Below are 20,123 nucleotides of genomic sequence, written 5' to 3' on the forward strand. Positions count from 1 at the left end.
ACTGTCCCGGGTCCGGCCGCGCCGCCTAGCGTGGACTCATGGCCGATCACGAACTGGGGCTGACGCGCGGGGACCGGGCGCTGCTGTTCGGCGGGCTGCCCCTGCTGGGCGGGCTCGCCGGGTGGGGGCTGCCGGCCCTGGCGCGGTGGCTGCTGTCCCTGCCGTGGGTGCCGTTCGCGGGGCCGCTGCGGCTCGTGCGCGACCTCGACTCCGGATGGGGGCTCGCGGCGATCGTGGCCGCGGGCGTGTTGCTCGGGGGTGTCCTGGGGTTGGTGGCGGTGCACGAGTCGCTGCGGGTCACCGTGGCCGACGCGGCGCTGACGTTCGTGAAGGGCGAGCAGCGGCGGACCGTGACCCGCCACGACGTGCACGCCGTCTTCGTCGACGCCAAGGTGCTGGTGGTGCTCGACCGGCAGTCGCGCCAGGTGGTGCGCGACCGGCTGGAGAACGCCGGGAGCGCGCGGGTCGAGCAGGCCTTCCGCGCGCACGGGTACCCGTGGGTCGCCGACGACCCGTACGAGGCGCTCTACCGGCGGTGGGTGCCCGACCTGCCCGACCTGCCGGCCGCGGTCAACGCGGTGCTGGCCGCGCGGGCCAAGGCCCTGGAGGCCAAGAGCGCGACCGACGCCGACGAGCTGCGCGACGAGGTGCAGAAGCTGGGCTATACGGTGCGGGACGTGGGGACGACCCAGCACTGGCGGCCGCTGGTGCACACATGAGGGTGGTCCGCAACATCGCGGTCGACGTGACCTCCAGCGTCATCGCGCTGCTGGTCGCGCTCATGGCGGTGGCGGCCGGCCTCGACGGCGGCTACCTGGGCGACGAGCGGCTGTTCGTGTCGCTGCTGGTCACCGTGCCGGCGGTGGTGGCGCTGTGGTTCCGGCGGCGGTGGCCGGTCGGCGTCGCGCTCGCGCTGCTCGCGCCGGTCGCGATCACCGACCTGGCCGGGGGCGCCGCGCTCGTCGCCGTGTTCGGGGTCGCCGTGCACCGGCCGCTGCGCACCGCGCTCTGGGTCGGGCTGCTGCACCTGGTGGCCGGCATCCCGTTCAGCATCCGGTACCCCGACCCCGACCTGCAGGCCGTCGGGACCAACACGCTCGCGCTGCTGCTGCTCGCGATCGTCATCGGCTGGGGCACCGCGGTGCGGGCCCGGCGCGAGCTGATCGCCTCGCTGCGGGAGCGCGCGGCGCGGGCCGAGGACGAGGCGCGGCAGCGGGCCGAGATGCTGCGCGGGCTCGAACGGGAGCGGATCGCCCGCGAGATGCACGACGTGCTCGCGCACCGGATCTCGCTCATCAGCCTGCACGCCGGGGCCCTGGAGATCCGCGACGACCTGAGCCGGGAGCAGGTGGCCGACGCCGGGTCGACCATCCGGGCCAGCGCCCACCAGGCGATGGAGGAGCTGCGCGAGATTCTCGGGGTGCTGCGGGCCAGCGACCGGGACGAGCTGCGGCCGCGGCAGGGCCTGGCCGACCTCGACGAGCTGATCGGGGAGGCGCGGAAGGCCGGCATGACGGTACACCTGGAGCATCACCTCGACGGCGAACTGCCGGCCGCGGTGGACCGCACGGCGTTCCGGCTGGTGCAGGAGGGGCTGACGAACGCCCGCAAGCACGCGCCCGGAGCCGCGGTCGCGGTGCTGCTGGAGGGCGGGGACGAGGTGCGCGTGAGGGTCAGCAACCCGCTGCCCGCGCGGCCGGTCGCGCCGGCCCTGCCCGGCACCCGCTCGGGTCTGGAGGGGCTGGCGGAGCGGGTGGCGCTGGCCGGGGGCCGGTTCGCGCACGGCATCCGCGGCGACGGGACCTTCACCCTGGAGGCGTGGCTGCCGTGGGCGAAGTGACCGGCGGTCTGATCCGCGTTGTCGTGGCCGACGACGACGCACTGGTGCGGGCGGGCCTCGCCATGGTGCTCGGCGGCGGCACCGGGGTCGAGGTGGTCGCCGAGGCGGCCGACGGGGCGCAGGCGGTCCGCGCGGTACGGGCCACCCGGCCGGACGTGGTCCTGATGGACATCCGGATGCCGCGGATGGACGGGCTCGCGGCGCTCGAACAGCTGCAGCCGGACGGGGCCCGGGTGATCGTGCTCACCACGTTCGACACCGACGAGCACGTGCTGCGCGCGCTGCGGCTCGGCGCGCACGGGTTCCTGCTCAAGGACACCCCGCCGCTGGCGATCCTGGACGCGGTGCGGCGGGTCGCGGCCGGCGAGCAGTCCCTCTCGCCGTCGGTGGTGCGCCGGCTCATCGCGCACGTCGCCACCGACGACCGCGGCGAGGCGGCCCGGCGTACCCTGGCCGCCCTGACGCCCCGGGAACGCGACGTCGCCGCGGCGGTCGCGGAGGGCCGCTCCAACGCCGAGATCAGCGCGGCCGTGCACATGAGCGTGGCCACGGTGAAGACCTACGTCTCGCGGATCCTGGCCAAGCTCGGCTGTACCAACCGGGTCCAGGTGGCGATCCTGGTCCACGAGTCACGCCTGGATTAGCGTCCGGGCCAGGCCGTCGAGGACCGCTTCGAGGCCGCGCTCGAACTGGGCCGCCATGGCCTCCCTGGTCATGGCCGGGGCCGGGGCGTCGGGCGAGCCGGGCTCGTGGCCGCCCAGCAGCGCCGCCGTGTGCGGATAGCGGCCGGTGGCGAGCTGCCGCATCCCGTACTCCACGCTGGCCCGCACCACCTCCGGGTCCGTCTCGGCGCGGAACTCGGCGGCGCGCAGGGCACTGCCGTAGACGTACGCGTCGACCACCCCGATCACCTCGAACTTGCCGGCCGCGTCGAGCCCGGCCCCGTCCAGGGCGGCCAGGCTCTGCTCGAAGTGCAGCATCGCGTTCGGGCCGAGCGCCGGGCCGTGCCGCAGCGTGATCGCCCACGGGTGGCGGGCCAGCACGGCCCAGGTCCGCCGGGCCACCGCCGCCGTCGCCGCCCGCCAGCCGCTCGGCAGCTCGCCCGCGGGCAGCACGACCTCGGCCATGAGGGCGTCGTCCATGAGCGCGAACAGCTCGTCCTTGGTCTCGACGTAGTTGTACAGCGTCATCGTGCCCGCCCCGAGCCGCGCCGCCACGTTGCGCATGGACACGGCGTCGATGCCCTCGGCGTCGGCGATCTCCAGGGCGGTGGCGGCGATCCGCTCGCGGCTGAAGCGGGGCGCGCGGGCGCTGGGCTCCGGCCGCGCCCAGATCGGCGGTCCGGGCATGCCGTCAATTATCGGTGATAGCGGTTCGCGATGAACCCCGGCTCCGGTTCCGCCTGCGACGGCGCCGGTTTGAGCGCGGTGTGCGCCCCGAAGCCGCGCCCGAGCGTGCGGACCTGCTCCTCCATCAGCGGCACCGAGCGGCGGGCCTGCGACTCCAGGACCTTCTCGGCCAGGCGGCTGTTGAGCAGGGTGCGGAACCAGTACATGAGCATCACGCTGCGGGGCACGAAGACCTTCCGGCGGCGGCGCTCCAGCGCGTCGACGAACGCGGCCGCGCAGCGCTCCACGGACGTGGTCGAGCCCATCGGCGGGGGCAGCCGGCGCAGCGTCTCGCGGAACGAGGGCAGGTCGTCCTGGGCGTCGCGGACCAGGTCGGTGTCGATCCAGCTCGGGTGGGCGGTGCCGACGGCGACGCCGTGGTGGGCGACCTCCAGGCGCACCGCGTTGCCGAAGTGCTCGACGCCGGCCTTCGACGCGCAGTACGGCGCCATGCCCGGCAGCGCGGCGTACGCGGCGGCGGAGGCGACGATCAGCAGGTAGCCGCGGGCCGCGATCAGGTGCGGCAGGCAGGCGGCGGCCGTGCGCATGACGCCGACCAGGTTCACCTCGACCGTGCGGACCAGGGCCTCCACGTCGCCGGTGGCCATCGTGCCGCGGCTGGCCACGCCGGCGTTGGCCACGACGGCATCGATCCGGCCGTATGCGGCGAGCACCCCCTCGACGGCGGCGGCCATACTGGCCTGGTCGGTCACGTCGGCGGCGAACCAGACGGCGCCGAGCTCGTCGGCCAGCGGCTCCAGCCGATCGGGTTCGAGGCCGACCAGCGCGAGCCGGGCTCCGCGGGCGGCGGCCTGGCGTGCGGTGTGTTCTCCGATGCCCCGAGCGGCCCCCGTGACCAGGACCACCTGACCATCCAAGCTGCGCTTCACCGTTGGGCTCCTCCCATCGGCGGTACCGTTCAGTACCAGGCAAACTACACCCAGGGTTATTGTGGCGAAAGGTCGAGGACTGCGCATGACGAGCACCAGGACCGCCGAGGAGCTGCGCGCCGACCTCACCGGCGGGCTGGCCCAGGCGATCGCCGCGAAGGGCTACGCGGCCACCACGATCGCCGACGTCGTCATGCACGCGCGGGTCTCCAAGCGCACGTTCTACGAGCACTTCGCGGACAAGGAGGCCTGCCTGATGGCCCTCTACGAGCAGGGCTGCGGGCACCTGCTGGAGGTCGTGCGCAGTGCCGCCGGGCCGGGCGGGCGGCCCTGGAAAGAGATGATCAACTCCGGCGTGACGGCGTACCTGACCGCGCTGGAGAGCATGCCCGCCGTGACCCGCACGCTGCTGGTCGAGATCCAGGCGGCCGGGCCGAAGGCGTTCCGGCTGCGCCAGCAGACCCAGCGCGCCTTCGCCGACACGCTGGTCGAGGTGATCGAGCGGGCCCGGGCCGAGGACCCGGCCATCCCGCCGCTGTCCCCGCTGCTCGCGATCGCCCTGGTCGGCGGGGTGCACGAGATGATGCTGCAGGTCTGCGACCCGTACACCGGGGCCGGGCCGTCCTTCACCGAGCTCACGCCGGCCGTGGACGAACTGGTCTACGCCATCCTCACCAATCCCTGGGCGGCGGCGGATGGAATGATCGGCCGTACCGGCGAGTTGCACGGTTAAAAGACGAAGGGACGCGTTTGCGGTGCTGAACCCCAGCGAACTTTACGAGCTTGCCGAGGACTCCCCGGCGGCCGACCGGCCGGTGCTCGTGCACGCGCTGACGGGCTTCGTGGACGCCGGCAGCGCCGCCCGCCTGGCCCGTGAGCACCTGCTCAGCGTCGGCCAGCCGCGCACGATCGCCAGGTTCGACCTCGACCAGCTCTACGACTACCGCAGCCGGCGCCCGCCGATGCTGTTCGTCGAGGACCACTGGGAGCACTACGAGCAGCCGGAGCTGACCCTGCGGGCCCTGCGCGACGGCAGCGGCAGCGAGTTCCTGCTGCTCGACGGGCCGGAGCCGGACCTGCAGTGGGAGCGGTTCACCGCCGCCGTGCTGGAGCTCATCGAGCGCTTCGACGTGCGGGCCACGGTCGGGCTCACCGCGATCCCGATGGCCGTGCCGCACACCCGCCCGACCGGCGTCACCGCGCACGGCACGAGCCGGGACCTCATCGCCGGGTTCGAGCCGTGGCTGCAGCGGGTGCAGGTGCCGGGGGCGGTGGCGAACCTGCTGGAGTACCGGATCGGCCAGCAGGACCGCGACGCGTTCGGGTTCGCCGTACACGTGCCGCACTACGTGGCCCAGGCCGAGTTCCCGGCGGCGGCCGAGAAGCTGCTGACCTGCCTGGCCGACTCGACCGGCCTGCGGGTGCCGATGGAGGAGCTGCACACCGCGGCCGAGTCGGTGCGCGCGGAGATCGACGTGCAGATCGCCCAGGCCGACGAGGCGGCGTCGCTGGTGCGGGCGCTGGAGGAGCAGTACGACGCCTTCACCCGCGGCCGCAGCGGCAACAACAACCTGCTGGCCGACTCGCCGGCGCCGCTGCCGACGGCCGACGAGATCGGGGCCGAGCTGGAGCGCTTCCTGGCCGAGCAGACCAAGGGCGACGAGCCCCCGCTGGGCTGAGCTGTTACCAGCTGGTGCCGGTGAGCCGCTCGTACACCTCGATGTAGCGGGCCCGGGTCTGGGCGACGACGTCGTCCGGCACCTCGGGCCCCGGCGCGGTCTTGTTCCAGCCGGTGGACAGCGACCAGTCGCGGGTGGCCTGCTTGTCGAAGGAGAACTGGGTGCGGCCCGGCTCCCACTCGTCGAGCGGCCAGAAGCGCGACGAGTCCGGGGTGAGCACCTCGTCGGCCAGGATCACAGTGCCGTCGCGGTCGCGGCCGAACTCCAGCTTGGTGTCGGCCACGACGATCCCGCGCTCGGCGGCGAGGGCGGCGCCGCGGGAGTACACCCGCATGGTCAGGTCCTTGAGCTCCTCGGCGAGCTCCTTGCCGATGTCCTCGCGGACCTCGTCCAGGGTGATGAACTCGTCGTGCTCGCCCATCGGGGCCTTGGTGGTCGGGGTGAACACCGGCTCGGGGAGCTTCGAGCCCTCGACGAGCCCCGGCGGGAGCTGGACGCCGGCGATCTCGCCCTTGTCCCGGTACTCCGCGAGGCCCAGGCCGGCGAGGTAGCCGCGCGCGATGCACTCGACCTGCACGATCTCCAGCCGCCGGCAGCGGATCGCCCGGCCGGCGAACTCCGCGGGCACGTCGGTCGCCGAGATCACGTGGTTCGGGACGATGTCGGCGAGCTGGTCGAACCACCACAGCGACAGGCGGGTGAGCACGGCGCCCTTGTCCGGGATCGGCGTCGGCAGCACCACGTCGTAGACGGAGATGCGGTCGGAGGCGACCAGGATCAGATCGTCGCCGTCGGCGTAGACGTCACGGACCTTGCCCGAGTGCAGGAGTTCCACGGTTCTCAGCCTATCGGCCGAGGCCGTGAGAACGATCCGGGCCTCCGCCGCTCCGGAGTAGCGTGAACTGCGTCACGACGTCGTGAGTGGAGGTCCGCCCCATGCCTTTCGATCCCGCCAAGACCGCCATCGTCCTCATCGAGTACCAGAACGACTTCGTCTCCGAAGGCGGCGCGTTCCACGGCGCCGTGCAGGGCGTCATGGACAAGACCGACATGATGGCCAACACCCGCAAGGCCGTGGCCGCCGCCCGCGCCGCCGGGGTGACCATCATCCACGCCCCGATCACCTTCGCGCCCGGATACAACGAGATCACCTCCCACCCGTACGGGATTCTCAAGGGGGTCGTGGACGGCAACGCCTTCGTCAAGGGCGAGTGGGGCGCGCAGATCGTCGACGAGCTGGCGCCCCAGGCCGGGGACATCGTGGTCGAGGGCAAGCGCGGGCTGGACACCTTCGCCAGCACCAACCTCGACTTCATCCTGCGCAGCAAGGGCATCACCACGATCGCCATCGGCGGCTTCCTCACCAACTGCTGCGTGGAGTCGACGATGCGCACCGGCTACGAGAACGGCTACCAGGTGATCACCCTGCAGGACTGCCTCGCGGCGACCTCGCAGGAGGAGCACGACAACGCGATCAAGTACGACTTCCCGATGTTCTCCACGCCCATGTCCGCCGCGGATTTCGCCGGACAGCTCTAGGAGGCTTTGAAGGAGCGCACCGCCAGGCCTCCGGCCACCAGGAAGCTCACGCCCAGCACCACCAGGTGCAGCGGATTCGGGGCGTCGCCGACCCACGCGGCCTGGATGGCCTGGCGGAACGCGCCCAGCGGGGTGAAGTCCCCGATGCGGCGCAGCACGCGGGGCAGGTACTCCACCGGGACGTACAGCCCGGCGAAGAAGGCCGACGGGAACCACATCGCCAGGGCCCAGCCGGTGGCCGCCTTCGCGCTGCCCGCCACCGACGCGACGAGCAGGCCGATCGGGAAGAGCCCGAGCACGCCCAGCAGGAAGGTGGGCAGCACCAGCAGCAGGTTCGGCAGGTGCATGCCCAGCGCGGCGACGCCGATGACCAGGGTCAGCAGGGTCGAGAACAGCACCACGCCGCCGTTCATGACCAGCTGGGCGCCGAGCAGGACGGCCGGCTTCACCGGTGTCGTCGCGAACCGGCGCAGGATGCCCTTCTCGCGATAGGTGGCGAGGGCGACGGGGAGCATGAAGTACGCCACCATCGCCATCGACACCATGATGGACATCGACGGGATGACGGTGTCGATCCCGCGGTGGCCGCCGAGGGCCGGGTCGGCCTTGTACACGTCGCCGACGAAGCCGAAGATGACCAGCAGCGCGACCGGCAGCAGGACGGTGAACATCGGGCCGGCGATCTCGCGGAGCATGAGCCGGGTCTCGATCGCGGTCAGGCGGGTCAGGGCGCGCATGTCAGGACTCCTTGCCGGTCAGGGCGACGAAGGCCGACTCGAGATCGGCCTGGACGATGTTGAGCGACTGGGGCACCACGTCGTGGGCGGCCAGCGCCCGGGTCACCTCGTGGGCGAGGTTGCCGCGGCCGGTCACGTCCCAGATGCCGTCGTCGCCGACGGTGATCGCGTCGACCCCGGGCACCCCGGCGAGGTCGGCCGGCGCGAGCGGGGCGGACGGGCGGAACGTGACGGTGACGCCGGCGGCCACCTGCCGGATGAGCCCGGCGGGGCTGTCGACGGCCACCGTCCGGCCGCCGTCGATCACGGCGATCCGGTCGCACAGCCGCTCGGCCTCGTCCATGAAGTGGGTGACCAGCAGGATGGTGACGCCGTCCGCGCGGATGTCCTCGATCAGCTTCCAGGTCTCCCGCCGCGCCTGCGGGTCCAGCCCGGTCGTCAGCTCGTCCAGCACCGCCACCTCGGGCGAGCCGACCAGCGACAGGGCGATCGACAGGCGCTGCTTCTGCCCGCCGGAGAGCTTCTTGTACTGCTGCTCCCGGTGCTCCCCCAGCCCCAGCCGCTCCAGCAGCGGGGCGGTCGGAGCCGGCCGCTCGTAGAAGGACGCGAACAGCTCCATCGCCTCGCGGACCCGGATCCGGTCGGGCAGCTGCGACTCCTGCAGCTGCACGCCGAGGAGCTGGCGGAGCTCGGGGTCGCCGGGTTCCCGGCCGAGCACCCGCACCGCGCCGCCGTCGGCCGCGCGCAGCCCCTCGACGCACTCGACCGTCGTGGTCTTGCCGGCGCCGTTGGGGCCGATGATGCCGAAGATCTCGCCCGGCTCGACGGCGAAGGTCACGTCCCGGACGACCTCGCGGCCGCCGTACCGCTTCTGCAGGTGCTGCACATCGATGACTGCCATGCCGATCACTCTCCCGACTTCCGCGACCGGGCAGAATGACGCTGGATGCCGACGCGGGGGTGCAGTTATCTGCACCCCGGACGGCAGTCAGGGCCGATGTGCGGGGCGACGGGGAAGGCGAGGCTCGGTGGCATGACGTACCCCAAGGCGCTCGCCCGCAGCGCGCTGCTGCTCGGCCTGACCGTGGTCGTGTTCGCCCAGTTCCTGGTCACCGTGCTGGGGGCGTGCCTGATCCTGATCCAGCCGGGCATCGCGAGCCGCCGGCTGACCAACCGGTGGCGGGCGATGTTCGGCGAGTGGCTCGGCCGCGTGATCCCCGTGCCGTACCTCCGGGCGCCCGAGCCGCCCCGGCCGGACGAGGAGGGGCTGTACCGGCACGACACGCAGCTGTACCGCTCGCCGCGCTTCCCCGCCTACATGGCCCGGATCGACTGGTTCACCAAGGACCCGGCGCTCGCCCGGGACCTGCGGTGGCAGTGGCAGTTCCCGTTCGCCGTGCTGCTCATCATCCCGATCGGCCTGCCGGTCGCGCCCTGGGCGGTGCGCGCGGTCGCCGCCTGGAGCGCGTGTCTCCTGCGCCCGGCCGACGCCCCGCGCAAGGCCCGGGTCAGGCGCACGGACCGGGTCCTGCTCGCGTGGGCCCGCTGCGGCTTCCTCGTGCTCAGCGCCGCCATGCAGGTCGCGCTGTTCGCGGTCACCGCGGTCCTGTGGACCTTCGGCTTCGGGCTCGGCCTGGTGTTCCTGATCCCGCTCGGGCTGACCCACTTCCGGTGGCTGGCCAACCTCCGCCGCTCGTACGCGTCCTGGGCCGGGGTCGCCATCGAGCGCCCGTACACCCCGCGGCGCCGGCCGGAGCTGCGCGAGGACGGGATGTACCGGGTGGGGCGGACGCTGTACAAGACGGAGAACTGGGCGCAGTTCAACGCCAACTGGCAATGGGTCTGGCACGACCCCGCCTCGTGGCGGGACCTGGTGTGGCTCGTCGCCGACGCGGTCGTGGTGGGTGTCGTGGCCGGCATCCCGGTGGTGGCGGGCATCTACGGCGCCTGGGGACTGGCCCTGCCGTGGCTGTGGACCGAGCTGTTCGACGCCGGCTGGAGCCGCTGGTACGGCGCCTTCGACGGCAACCGCCCGCTCGGCCTGACGATCGGCCTGGTGCTCGTGGCCGGCGCGCTCGCGCTCGCCCACCCGGTGCTTGCGTTCGCCTCCCGCTGGACGGCGCTGCTGCTGCGCCCGACCGCGAAGGAGGAGCTGCGGCGGCGGGTCGCGCGGCTCACCGAGACCCGCGCGGACGCGGTGGACGCGCAGGCGGCGGAGGTACGCCGGATCGAGCGCGACCTGCACGACGGCGCGCAGGCCCGGCTCATCTCGGTCGGGCTGACCCTGGGCGCCATCGAGCGGCTCATGGACACCGACCCCGACGCCGCCCGCAAGCTCGTGGCGCAGGCCCGGGAGACGTCGCAGACCGCCCTGACCGAGCTGCGCGACCTGGTGCGCGGCATCCACCCGCCGGTGCTGTCCGAGCGCGGCCTGCCCGACGCGGTGCGGGCCCTCGCGCTGGACACCGCGGCCGACGTCACCGTCACCGGCCGGCTCCCGGGCCGGCTGGCCGCGCCGGTCGAGTCCGCGGCCTACTTCGCGGTCAGCGAGCTGCTGGCCAACGCGGTCCGGCACGGTCGCGCCACCACCGTCATGGTGCACATCGTGCACGGCGACGGCCGGCTGCGCATCACGGTGACCGACGACGGCGAGGGTGGCGCCGATCCCTCCCGCGGGACCGGGCTGCGCGGCATCGAGCGGCGGTTGGGTACCTTCGACGGAACGCTCGCCATGCACAGCCCCGCCGGCGGGCCGACCGTCGCCTCGCTGGAGCTGCCGTGCGCGTTGTCCTCGCCGAAGACCTCTACCTCCTGAGGGACGGCATGGTCCTGCTGCTGCAGAGCCATGGCTTCGAGATCGTGGCGGCCGTCGACACCGGCCCGACCCTGCTCGCCGCCCTCCTCGAACACCGCCCCGACGTGGCCGTGGTCGACGTGCGGCTGCCCCCGTCGTTCACCGACGAGGGCCTGCAGGCCGCGCTGGCCGCCCGGCGCGAGGTGCCGGGCCTGCCGGTGCTGGTCCTCTCCCAGCACGTGGAGCAGTTGTACGCCCGCGAGCTGCTCGCCGACGGCACCGGCGCGGTGGGCTACCTGCTCAAGGACCGCGTGTTCAACGCCGGCCAGTTCATCGACGCGGTACGGCGGGTGGCCTCGGGCGGCACCGTCATGGATCCCTCGGTGATCGCGAAGCTGGTGGCCCGGCCGACGCCGCAGACGGGCACCCTGACCCCGCGGGAGCGGGAGGTGCTGACGCTGATGGCGGAGGGGCGCTCGAACGCGGCGATCGCGAAGCAGCTCTTTCTCAGCGAGAGCGCGGTGAACAAGCACATCGCGTCGATCTTCGGGAAGCTCAACCTGCCGGTGTCGGACGACGACAACCGGCGGGTGCTCGCGGTGCTTGCCCATCTTCAAGGCGCGAAAAATCCCGACGCCTAGCGGCGTCAGGATTTTTCGGACATATCATGATTTAGCGGGGCAGTGAACAGTTCAGCGCTTGAACAGTTCAGCGTTTGAACAGTTCAGCGTTTGAACAGTTCAGCGTTTGGACAGTTCAGCGCTTGATCGACTACGCGACGACGGTCCCGGCGGCGGCGATCGCGGCCCCGCGTGCGCCCGCCATGTCCCGCTCGGGCACCAGCGAGAACTCGGCCACCGCGGCCTGCTCCTCGCGCAGCAGCGTGTGCTCGCGCACCCGGGCCAGGAACCAGTCGCGGAAGTGCGGCGCCGCCTCGACCACGCCGCCGCCCACGAAGTAGCAGTCGGGGTCGGTGAAGTTGGCGGCGATCGTGAACAGCCGCCCGAGCCCCATCGCCTGCTGCTCGAAGATCTTCAGCGCCAGCCCGTCGCCCTGCTCGGCGTAGGAGCGGACCTGCTTGGCCGCCGACTTGAGGGAATCGGCACCGTGGAGCGGGTGGTCGGGGAAGCGAGTCAGCCAGTACGGGAGAAGGTTGCGCACGATCCCGGTGAGCGACGAGACGCTCTCCACGTCGCCGAGGAACCCGCACCCGCAGGACGGCAGCGGCTGGCCCTCCTCGAGCAGCCCGTGCATCGGGATGTGCACGTGGCCCAGCTCGCCCGCCATGCCGGCCGCGCCCCGGATGACCCGGCCCTGCTCGATCACGCCGCCGCCCAGGCCGGTGCCGACGATCGCGGAGACCGACGACTTGCTGTCGGAGGCGGCGCCGAAGTAGACGTGGTGGGCGTACAGGGCGGCCGCGTTGCCGTCGTTGTTGTAGACGACGGGCAGGCCGAGGCGGCGCTCGAGCGCGCCGCGGAAGTCGTAGCCCCACCAGGCCGGCTGCGAGAAGTTCGTCGCGCCCTTGGAGGAGATCACCCCGTCGGCGCTGGCCGGGCCCGGCGTGTCGAGCCCGACGGCAACGACGCGGGACCGCTCGACCTTGGTCACGGCCAGGATGTTCTCGAACGCGCCGGCCAGCGACTCGACCGCCGCCTCCGGCCCGTCGAGCACCCGGCTCGGCACCTCGACCAGCCCGTCCACCAGGAACGAGCCCTCGTGGTCGAGCACCGTCGCGTTGTTCGCCGTGCCGCCGTTGTCGAGCCCGACTACGACCCAGTCCTTCGCGTTCACCATCGCCGACTCCCTGAAGACTTCACGACGCGGTGCACGGTACCCCATTGACCTCGACCGCGCTTGAGGTCGCACAGCCGTTGCCCATACGAGCCTTGACCTCAACCTCGCTTGAGGTCGCACAGCCGTTGCCCATGCGAGCCTTGACCTCAACCTCGCTTGAGGTCGCACAGTTGTTGCTCATGAGAGCCGCTGCCTTCGCCGAGCCCGGTCCGCCCGACGTCCTCCGCCTCCACGACCTGCCCGAGCCGCAGGCCGGACCGGGTGAGGTCCGGGTGCGTGTACGTTTCGCCGGCGTCCAGCCCTTCGACGCGGCCCTGCGCGGCGGCTGGGTCCCGCCGTACGCGGCCGTCACCCTCCCCCAGCCCCCCGGCAACGAGTTCGCCGGCGTCGTCGACCAGGGCACCGAGGCCGTACCGGCGGGAACGGAGGTGCTCGGCTTCAGCGTCTTCGGCGCGTACGCGGAGTACATCGTGGTGCCGCAGGACCAGGTGACCCCGAAGCCCCCGAGCGTCCCGTGGGAGGTGGCCGGCGGCTTCACCGCGGGCTGGCAGACGGCCCGCCTGGCCCTCACGGAGATCGGCGTCGGCCCGGGCGACACGGTCCTGATCAACGCGGCCGCCGGCGCCACGGGCACGGCCGGCGTCCAGCTGGCGCGCATCATGGGCGCCACGGTCATCGGCACGGCCAGCGAGTCCAACCAGGACTACGTGTCCTCCCTCGGCGCCATTCCCGTCGTGTACGGCCCAGGCCTCGCCGACCGCGCCCGCGCCCTGGCCCCGGGCGGCTTCACGGCGTCCATCGACGGCGCCGGCGGGGAGGGCCTGGAGACTTCACTCGAGCTCGTACCCGACCGCAAGCGCATCATCACCCTCGTCGCCCACGACCGCATCGAAGAGCTGGGCCTGGCGAACATCCAGGGCCGCCGCAGCGCCGCGGCGCTCGCGGAGCTGATCGCCCTCTACGCTTCCGGCCGTACGCAGTGGCACGTCCGGCGGGTCTATCCGCTGGCGGAGGCGGCCGACGCGCACCGCGAGATCGAGACGGGGCATGGGCGCGGCAAGATCGTGCTGTCTGTCGGGTGATGTTGGCGCGATATGTCGGGCGCTGGCGCGCCGCGACATATCTCGATTTTTCGCCTGACGGGGTATTTATTCGGACTTCGCGGACAATTCGGCGGGAGCGGGCGCTCGCGCGACGTTCTCGGCCGTGAGGTTCAGCTGCCCCTTGTCGTCGCGCTGCCAACGCCGGCCGCTCGCGTCGGTGAAGCGCAGCTCGACGTGCATGTCGGCCGACGGGGCGAGCCGGATCGTGCCGTCGTCGTTGATGCGGTCCCGCTCCACGGGTCCGTCGGTCGACTCCTGGTCGAAGCCGGCGTACACCTCGGGCTGCTCCCCCGGCGGCACGATCCGGACCCGCCTGATCGCCGTCCAGGCGGCGGGCGGGTCACGGAACACGATCTCGACGTCGTACACGGGCGCCTGGCCCGCATTGCGCACCGCGGCCCCGACCACGCCACGCGTGATGATCTTCTCGAAGGTCTCGCGCTCGCTGACGGCCCAGGCGCACACGCGCTCGGCGTCGCGGCGGTCCTCAGCCATGGTGTACTGCGCGATCAGCTCGCCCACCGCGACCGCCGCCTGACGGGCGGCCTGCAGCGCGGTCCAGCCGACGTAGACGGCGGCCCCGGCGACGAGGACGGCGAGGACCGCGGCGACGAGAAGCCCCACGATCGACAACGTACCTGGGGTTCGTCCGCTTCGCCCCGGCTATTCGGACATTGCGCTTTTATCGCCTGACGACGGATAAATCCGATAAGTCGCGGCGTGCCAGCGCCCGACTTATCGTTCACCAGCACCGCGCGAGCCGCGTAAGTCGCGACGTTCCCACCCTTTTGCGCACCAGAGTCCGGCGCGGCGTTCCAACGCACGTCGCGGCGCGCCGGAGCTGACGCCGCGGCACCGAGGCGCGGCACAATCGGGGGCGTGAGCAATCTGGAAGGGCAGCCGGCCGAGGTGGAGCTGCCGGTCGAGACCGATGCCGCCCCCTGCGCCGAGCTGCTCGAGGGCCGCGACGTCCCCCTCGGGCGGTACACCGTCGTGCGGCGGAGTCTGCCCAACAAGAGTCGCCGTACCGTCGGGGCCTGGTGTTTTCTCGACCACTTCGGGCCCGAGGACGTCACCGGCAAGCCCGGCATGCGGGTGCCGCCGCATCCGCACATCGGGTTGCAGACGGTCAGCTGGCTGCTCGGCGGCGAGGTCCGCCACCGCGACAGCCTCGGGTCCGACCAGGTCATCGTGCCGGGGCAGCTCAACATCATGACGTCCGGGCGCGGGATCGCGCACTCGGAGAACTCGCCCAGCGAGAAGCCGCCGATCCTGCACGGGCTGCAGCTGTGGGTGGCGCTGCCCGCCGAGCAGCGCGACCGCGCGGCCGCCTTTCAGCACATCGCCGACCTGCCCGAGCTGTCGGACGGGGCGGCGCGGATCACGGTCGCGGTCGGGGAGCTGGAGGGGGCGCGCTCGCCCGCGACGGTGTACTCCGAACTGCTCGGGGCCGACATCCGCCTGGCCGGGAGCACGCGGCTGGCGGTGCGCCCCGACTTCGAGCACGCGGTCGTGGTGACCGAGGGCACGGCCCGCGTCGAGGGGGTCGACGTCGCCCCGGGATCGCTCCTGTACCTCGGGGCAGATCGCGATCGCATCGAGTTCTCGGTGAAGGAAGCGGACCGGCCGGCGCGGCTGTTTCTGCTCGGCGGGGTGCCGTTCGAGGAGGAGCTCGTCATGTGGTGGAACTTCGTCGGGCGCTCACACGAGGACATCGTCGCCGCCCGCGACGAATGGATGAGCGGGTCTGCGCGGTTCGGGACGGTTCCGGGCGGCGAGCAGCCGTTGCCCGCGCCCGGTCTGCCCACGACGCGCCTGATGCCACGGCCCCGGCACCGGCGCCTCTAGCGGAGAGGCGCCGGCACAGGGGGTACAAGAGCGGCAGTTCTTACAGCAGTTTCCACAAATGGTCGGCGGTGCCGTTGTCGGCGAACTGCACCACCTGCGCGCTGTTGGCCGTGGACATTCCGGAGACGCCCAGCACCTTGAGGCTGTGCTGGACCTGGATGCGGACCCAGCCGTCGCCGTTGTCGACGAGCCGCCACAGGTGGTCGGCGCTGCCGTTGTCGTCGAACTGCTGGACGAGCGCGCCGTCGGCGGTGGACATGTTCTGCACGGCGAGCAGTTTGCCGCTGTTCTGGTTCATGATTTTGTACCATCCACCGCCCGCGTCGATCAGGCGCCAGTTGTGGTCCGCCGTACCGTTGTCGTCGTACTGCACGACATTGGCGCTGTTCGCTGTGGACATGCCCGCGACGCCCAGCACCTTGAGGCTGTTCTTGTTCTGGATGCGCTTCCAGGCGATCGGCGCCGTGGTGCCCTCGACGCGCATCTCCAGGATGCCGCCCGAGAAGCCGGCCTTGAGCTGGACGGCCACGCGCAGGGCGGACGTGGTCACCGCGTTGAAGGTCACGCGGTTGAGGGTGTTCAGCGCGGTACCGTACGCCGACGCCCCGCTCACCGCCGTCCACTGCCCGCTCGCGTTGAGGTACTGCACCTGCCACGACTGCGGGACGCGGCACTGGCCGGCGCCGGTGTCGTCGAACCAGTACACGGAAACCGCGCCCGTGTTGATCGGCGTCGCGTAGGACAGCTGCGCCCACTCGCTCGTGCCGACGTGGTCCCACCAGGTCAGCCGCGGGATCGACTGGTCGCCGGAGCTGCTCGGGACCTTGCCGTCGTTGATCGCCCCGACGCTGTCGCCGCCCCAGCACCAGGAGGCCGACGGGGTCGCCGGGATCGACCACTCGATCGCATCCGAACCGTCGCTGATGCGCGGGAACGTCGTGATGCGCACGCGCTGCGCGCCCATCGGCAGCAGCGTGACGGTCTCATTGGGCTGGGTCGAGCGCGCCGGGCTCTGCTGCAGCGTGCGCACGACCCCCTCGGCGTCGGCCTGCCAGTTCGGAATCTTCCTGGCGGTCGCGGTCAGCGAGATCGGCGCGCCGTCGCGCGTGAACGGGTTCGCGGCGAGCGCGCCGGGCTTGCGCGTGACGGTCACCGCCGGATTGCCCGGATCGAGCAGAAGACCATAATTCCAAGCGCCGTCCGTGTACACCTCGTTCGTCGGCCAGGCGTCGCTGCCCCCGATGCGCGACCACCGCTCGGGAATGGACAGCGAGAACGTGAGCGGGCCGTTGTCCACGCTGATCGCATTGCCGTTCTTGGCCCAGGTCCGCACCGTCGTGCGCATCGGCAGCGTGACGGTCACCTTGTCGCCGTTGTTGAACGTCTGGTCGACGATGACGAACGAGCCGGACTGCAGCGTGCCGGTGACGAGCGTGCCGTTCACGCGCACCTGCGCACCCTGCGACCAGGCCGGGATCCGCAGGTACAGCGGGAAGCTCACGGCCCCCGGCGTGCCCAGCGTCAGCGTGATCGTGTCGCTGAACGGGTAGTCCGTGTCCTCGGTGACGGTGACGGTCGTGCCGTTCGCGCCGACCTTCGCGGTCACCTGTGAGGCCCCGTACATCGCGGCGCACAGGCCGTTGTCCCACGTGCCGAACCAGAGCTCCTGCGCGTAGTACGGCCAGCCCATGCCGTAGTTGTGCGGGCAGCAGCGGTAGTTGTGGATGCCCAGCATGTACGCGAGCATCGGGAAGCCGTTCTGGAACTGCCCCTGCGTGAGCGTACGGTCGGTCAGCCCGATACTGTTCGCGCACGTGATGTAGTGGATGCCCTTCTGCCCCGGGTCGAGCGCGGCGGGCAGCGAGTTGAACGCGAGGTCCTCGCAGCGGTCCAGCCACACCGAGTCGCCGGTCATCCGGGCCAGCATCTGGTGGCTGTGCATGAACTCGACGATGCCGCAGGTCTCGAAGCCCTGGCGCGGATCGGTGTACCCGGAGCGGCAGTTCTCGTCGCCGGCGAACCCACCGCCGGGAAAGTTGCCGTATAGCCCCATCACGGTGTTGTAGTCGTTGTACGTCGCCTGCGGGTACTTCGGGTCGGAGTCGAGCAGCCCGAACTGGGCCGGCTCCCGGAACCCCTGCGCGAGGTTCACGTTGTGCCAGTTCGGAATGCCGTTGGTGTAGTCGGCCGACCCCGCGTGGATCTTCCGCACCAGGTCGAGCAGCCAGCTCTCGTTGATCCGGTTGTACAGCCAGTAGATGCTGTCGATGTTGTCGCCCCACCGCAGCGCGGCCCAGCTCCGATTGAACACGGCGGCCGGCTGCGCGTTCTGGAACTGGAAGTACTTGCGCATGAACGGCACGACCCGGGTGTCCCCGCTGTACTCGGCCCAGCTCCGCAGCGCGTCGAGCAGCGGCATGTGCGGCCAGAAGTCGGGCCCGTTCTCCAGGCTCGTCCGCAGCGCGTTGGGCCCGAAGAACCCGTCGGCCGCCTGGTTGGCGATGATGCCGTCGATCCACTGCTTGGCGAGCGCCAGGATGCGCGTGTTGCCGGTGACGTACCCGAGGTCGCCGAAGCCGCGCAGCCAGTACGGCAGCTCCTCCCAGCCGCCCTTGGTCTTGTCGACCCACCCGTTGCCGGCGTACACGAGGTAGTCCGAGACCTCGGTCATCCGCCCGCACAGCCCGTCGGCCTCGATGTTGAGCTGGTTGCGGATCCACCCCCGCGGCTGCACGGCCCCCGGCGGCAGCTTGAGGAACGGGGTGGCCTTGAGCGGCGCGAGGTTGGGCGAGTACCGCCCTGTCCGCGCCCCGGCCGTAACGGTCTTGGCGGTCCGCACAGCCGCGTCAGCCCGAGACGCAACGGCAGTACTGAGCGCAATCGCGCCGCCGGTGACGACGGCCCCTCGCGCGACGAACGTCCTACGGTCCACGATCGGACTCCTTTGCTCCTGGCGGGGAACATCGATGCCCGATTATGCAAAGAAAAGGGGGTTCATGAAAGAACCCGTGCGCTTTTGTTTACTTCTCCTGCCCCGTGTGTGCGTTCTTGATGCCGTCACCGTGTCCCGGGCGCTCTCGCTCACCGGCAGCGCCGCGTCTCGGGCGCTCCTGTTCGCCGGCAGCAGCGTGTCCCGGGCGCTCTGGTTCGCCGGCAACTCCGTGTCCCGGGCGCTCTTGTTCGCCGGTCGCCCGGTACCACCGCAGTCCCCCGGCGACGGCAAGGCCGGCTCCCACGGCAAACGCGACGGCAACGGCAACCCGCCCCCAGCCGGGCCCGGCAAGCGTCCCGTACCGGAACACGGAGGAGTCCCCGACCCCGATCATGACGGCCAGACAGGCCCCGGCAATCCCCACGACGATGTCGACACGTTTGAACACCAACAGCACCCCGGCGCCGACGACCCCGACCGCGGTGACCAACGGCCAAAGCCTCGCAAGCAGCTGCACCCCCACCCCGTCGGCCGGCGACGCGGCAAGCGAAGCGGACTGAACAATCCACACGCCCGCGACAAGGCCCCCCACGACGGCCGCCCCGGTCAGCGCGGCCCGCCACCGCCACAACAGCCCGACAACCACGGCCCCGAGCAGTCCGCCGACCCACCACCACCCGGTCTCGGGGGTCTTGGCCGCCTCGACGGTACCGCGCACAATCCCCGGTTCCCGCCCGTCCACCAGCAACGGAACACTCCAAGCCCGAGCAGGCAGTTCCCGCGCCCGCTCGTCATGCCACCGCACGTCGGGCGTGGCGGCCACCAGATGCCACTCAGGCACAGCGGCAGCGTCGCCGCCGTTGGCCACCCCATTGATGGACCGACTGGCAAACCAGGTAGGCGCCTGCCGATTCTCCTCAACCCCCCGCGGCCCGACCCGGAGAAACTCCTCCCCTTGCAGCCCCAGCACAGTGACTTCCCGCGCCGACCTGTTGACAAGCTGCAGCCGAGCGCCCCCCTCAACGGCCCGAACCTCAACCCCGGGGACAGAAACCGACTGCACCCGAACGACGTAGTTGACGGCCACAGGCGCATCAGCCCCGTGCGCGGAGGCAGGCCCGCCGTAGAGCACCACGCCGAGAAGCCCGACGCAGACCGCAACAAGCACCCGCCACACCGTCAAACGCGAGTCGGCAACCTGCCGCCAGCGACCCCGATCACGCCCGCGCGCCGCTCCCCCGGCGAGGCTCGTTTCCCCGCCGCGGCTCGTTTGCCCGCCGCGGCTCGTTTCCCCGCCGCGGCTCGTTTCCCCGCCGCGGCTCGTTTCCCCGCCGCGGCTCGTTTCCCCGCCGCGGCTCGTTTCCCCGCCGCGGCTCGTTTCCCCGCCGCGGCTCGTTTCCCCGCCGCGGCTCGTTTGCCCGCCGCGGCTAGAGCCCGCGGCGTAGCTCGCAGATCGCTTTTCCGCGGCGTGGCTCGCACCCGCGACGTGGCTCGCAGATCGCGCAACGGCCAGGCGCCAACCGCCGATCATGCGGCGACCCCGATCACGGCCGTAGACCGGCTCCAGACGCAGGCC

General features: G+C 71.8%; 19 protein-coding genes. 10 read left to right on the top strand and 9 right to left on the bottom strand.

Going from position 1 to position 20,123, the window contains the following annotated elements:
- The first annotated feature begins 38 nt into the window (after positions 1–38).
- Genes ACQPZ4_RS41375 through ACQPZ4_RS41385 form a run of 3 tightly spaced genes read left to right on the top strand, consistent with a single transcriptional unit; the run spans position 39 to position 2,484 of the window.
- Positions 39–719 (top strand): YqeB family protein, encoded by a 681-nt coding sequence (locus ACQPZ4_RS41375; RefSeq protein WP_433048933.1) that lies wholly within the window; start codon positions 39–41, stop codon positions 717–719.
- Positions 716–1,840: a sensor histidine kinase gene (locus ACQPZ4_RS41380; protein ID WP_433048936.1), complete on the top strand. Its 1,125-nt coding sequence runs from the start codon at positions 716–718 to the stop codon at positions 1,838–1,840. The genes ACQPZ4_RS41375 and ACQPZ4_RS41380 overlap by 4 nt, the downstream gene beginning before the upstream one ends.
- On the top strand, positions 1,819–2,484 hold the full coding sequence (locus ACQPZ4_RS41385; protein ID WP_433048939.1) for a response regulator: 666 nt from the start codon (positions 1,819–1,821) through the stop codon (positions 2,482–2,484). Before ACQPZ4_RS41380 ends, ACQPZ4_RS41385 begins: the two co-directional genes overlap by 22 nt.
- Here the strand turns inward: ACQPZ4_RS41385 and ACQPZ4_RS41390 are convergent.
- Both ACQPZ4_RS41390 and ACQPZ4_RS41395 read right to left on the bottom strand, forming a co-directional pair.
- Complete coding sequence (locus ACQPZ4_RS41390; RefSeq protein WP_433048941.1) at positions 2,470–3,189, bottom strand: TetR/AcrR family transcriptional regulator; 720 nt, start codon at positions 3,187–3,189, stop codon at positions 2,470–2,472. The two genes, ACQPZ4_RS41385 and ACQPZ4_RS41390, sit on opposite strands and share 15 nt — an antisense overlap.
- 8 nt (positions 3,190–3,197) lie before the next feature.
- Positions 3,198–4,118, bottom strand: coding sequence for an SDR family oxidoreductase (locus tag ACQPZ4_RS41395; protein ID WP_433048943.1), 921 nt, complete (start codon positions 4,116–4,118; stop codon positions 3,198–3,200).
- A gap of 85 nt (positions 4,119–4,203) precedes the next feature.
- On the opposite strand from ACQPZ4_RS41395, the gene ACQPZ4_RS41400 reads away from it, so the two are divergent.
- Complete coding sequence (locus tag ACQPZ4_RS41400) at positions 4,204–4,851, top strand: TetR/AcrR family transcriptional regulator (protein ID WP_433048945.1); 648 nt, start codon at positions 4,204–4,206, stop codon at positions 4,849–4,851.
- Positions 4,852–4,873: 22 nt separating this feature from the next.
- Positions 4,874–5,797, top strand: a complete 924-nt coding sequence (locus ACQPZ4_RS41405) for a proteasome assembly chaperone family protein (RefSeq protein WP_433048948.1) — start codon at positions 4,874–4,876, stop codon at positions 5,795–5,797.
- A gap of 4 nt (positions 5,798–5,801) precedes the next feature.
- On the opposite strand, the gene ACQPZ4_RS41410 is transcribed toward ACQPZ4_RS41405, so the two are convergent.
- Positions 5,802–6,632, bottom strand: coding sequence for a phosphoribosylaminoimidazolesuccinocarboxamide synthase (locus tag ACQPZ4_RS41410; protein ID WP_433048951.1), 831 nt, complete (start codon positions 6,630–6,632; stop codon positions 5,802–5,804).
- A gap of 101 nt (positions 6,633–6,733) precedes the next feature.
- On the opposite strand from ACQPZ4_RS41410, the gene ACQPZ4_RS41415 reads away from it, so the two are divergent.
- Positions 6,734–7,336: a cysteine hydrolase gene (locus ACQPZ4_RS41415; RefSeq protein ID WP_433048954.1), complete on the top strand. Its 603-nt coding sequence runs from the start codon at positions 6,734–6,736 to the stop codon at positions 7,334–7,336.
- Here the strand turns inward: ACQPZ4_RS41415 and ACQPZ4_RS41420 are convergent.
- Complete coding sequence (locus ACQPZ4_RS41420; protein WP_433048957.1) at positions 7,333–8,073, bottom strand: ABC transporter permease; 741 nt, start codon at positions 8,071–8,073, stop codon at positions 7,333–7,335. The two genes, ACQPZ4_RS41415 and ACQPZ4_RS41420, sit on opposite strands and share 4 nt — an antisense overlap.
- Before the next feature lies 1 nt (position 8,074).
- Positions 8,075–8,974, bottom strand: coding sequence for an ABC transporter ATP-binding protein (locus tag ACQPZ4_RS41425; protein WP_433048960.1), 900 nt, complete (start codon positions 8,972–8,974; stop codon positions 8,075–8,077).
- Between the two features lie 132 nt (positions 8,975–9,106).
- On the opposite strand from ACQPZ4_RS41425, the gene ACQPZ4_RS41430 reads away from it, so the two are divergent.
- Together ACQPZ4_RS41430 and ACQPZ4_RS41435 are read left to right on the top strand one after the other, a co-directional pair.
- Positions 9,107–10,888, top strand: coding sequence for a sensor histidine kinase (locus ACQPZ4_RS41430; RefSeq protein ID WP_433048963.1), 1,782 nt, complete (start codon positions 9,107–9,109; stop codon positions 10,886–10,888).
- Positions 10,852–11,508, top strand: coding sequence for a response regulator transcription factor (locus ACQPZ4_RS41435; protein WP_433048966.1), 657 nt, complete (start codon positions 10,852–10,854; stop codon positions 11,506–11,508). The genes ACQPZ4_RS41430 and ACQPZ4_RS41435 overlap by 37 nt, the downstream gene beginning before the upstream one ends.
- 130 nt (positions 11,509–11,638) lie before the next feature.
- Here the strand turns inward: ACQPZ4_RS41435 and ACQPZ4_RS41440 are convergent, their stop codons facing one another.
- On the bottom strand, positions 11,639–12,664 hold the full coding sequence (locus ACQPZ4_RS41440; RefSeq protein WP_433048969.1) for an ROK family protein: 1,026 nt from the start codon (positions 12,662–12,664) through the stop codon (positions 11,639–11,641).
- A gap of 179 nt (positions 12,665–12,843) precedes the next feature.
- Here ACQPZ4_RS41440 and ACQPZ4_RS41445 point away from each other — a divergent pair, with 179 nt between their 5' ends.
- Positions 12,844–13,746, top strand: coding sequence for an NADP-dependent oxidoreductase (locus ACQPZ4_RS41445; protein ID WP_433048972.1), 903 nt, complete (start codon positions 12,844–12,846; stop codon positions 13,744–13,746).
- Positions 13,747–13,812: 66 nt separating this feature from the next.
- Here ACQPZ4_RS41445 and ACQPZ4_RS41450 read toward each other — a convergent pair whose 3' ends face one another.
- On the bottom strand, positions 13,813–14,391 hold the full coding sequence (locus ACQPZ4_RS41450; protein ID WP_433048975.1) for a hypothetical protein: 579 nt from the start codon (positions 14,389–14,391) through the stop codon (positions 13,813–13,815).
- 255 nt (positions 14,392–14,646) lie between these two features.
- Here ACQPZ4_RS41450 and ACQPZ4_RS41455 point away from each other — a divergent pair, with 255 nt between their 5' ends.
- On the top strand, positions 14,647–15,615 hold the full coding sequence (locus ACQPZ4_RS41455; RefSeq protein ID WP_433048978.1) for a pirin family protein: 969 nt from the start codon (positions 14,647–14,649) through the stop codon (positions 15,613–15,615).
- A 40-nt stretch (positions 15,616–15,655) separates the two neighbouring features.
- On the opposite strand, the gene ACQPZ4_RS41460 is transcribed toward ACQPZ4_RS41455, so the two are convergent.
- A complete protein-coding gene (locus ACQPZ4_RS41460; protein ID WP_433048981.1) occupies positions 15,656–18,547 on the bottom strand; it encodes an RICIN domain-containing protein in 2,892 nt (963 codons plus the stop codon).
- An 88-nt stretch (positions 18,548–18,635) separates the two neighbouring features.
- A complete protein-coding gene (locus ACQPZ4_RS41465; RefSeq protein ID WP_433048984.1) occupies positions 18,636–19,715 on the bottom strand; it encodes a hypothetical protein in 1,080 nt (359 codons plus the stop codon).
- Positions 19,716–20,123 lie beyond the last annotated feature (408 nt).

It is taken from the genome of Dactylosporangium sp. CS-033363 (assembly GCF_050942475.1).
Classification (GTDB): domain Bacteria; phylum Actinomycetota; class Actinomycetes; order Mycobacteriales; family Micromonosporaceae; genus Dactylosporangium.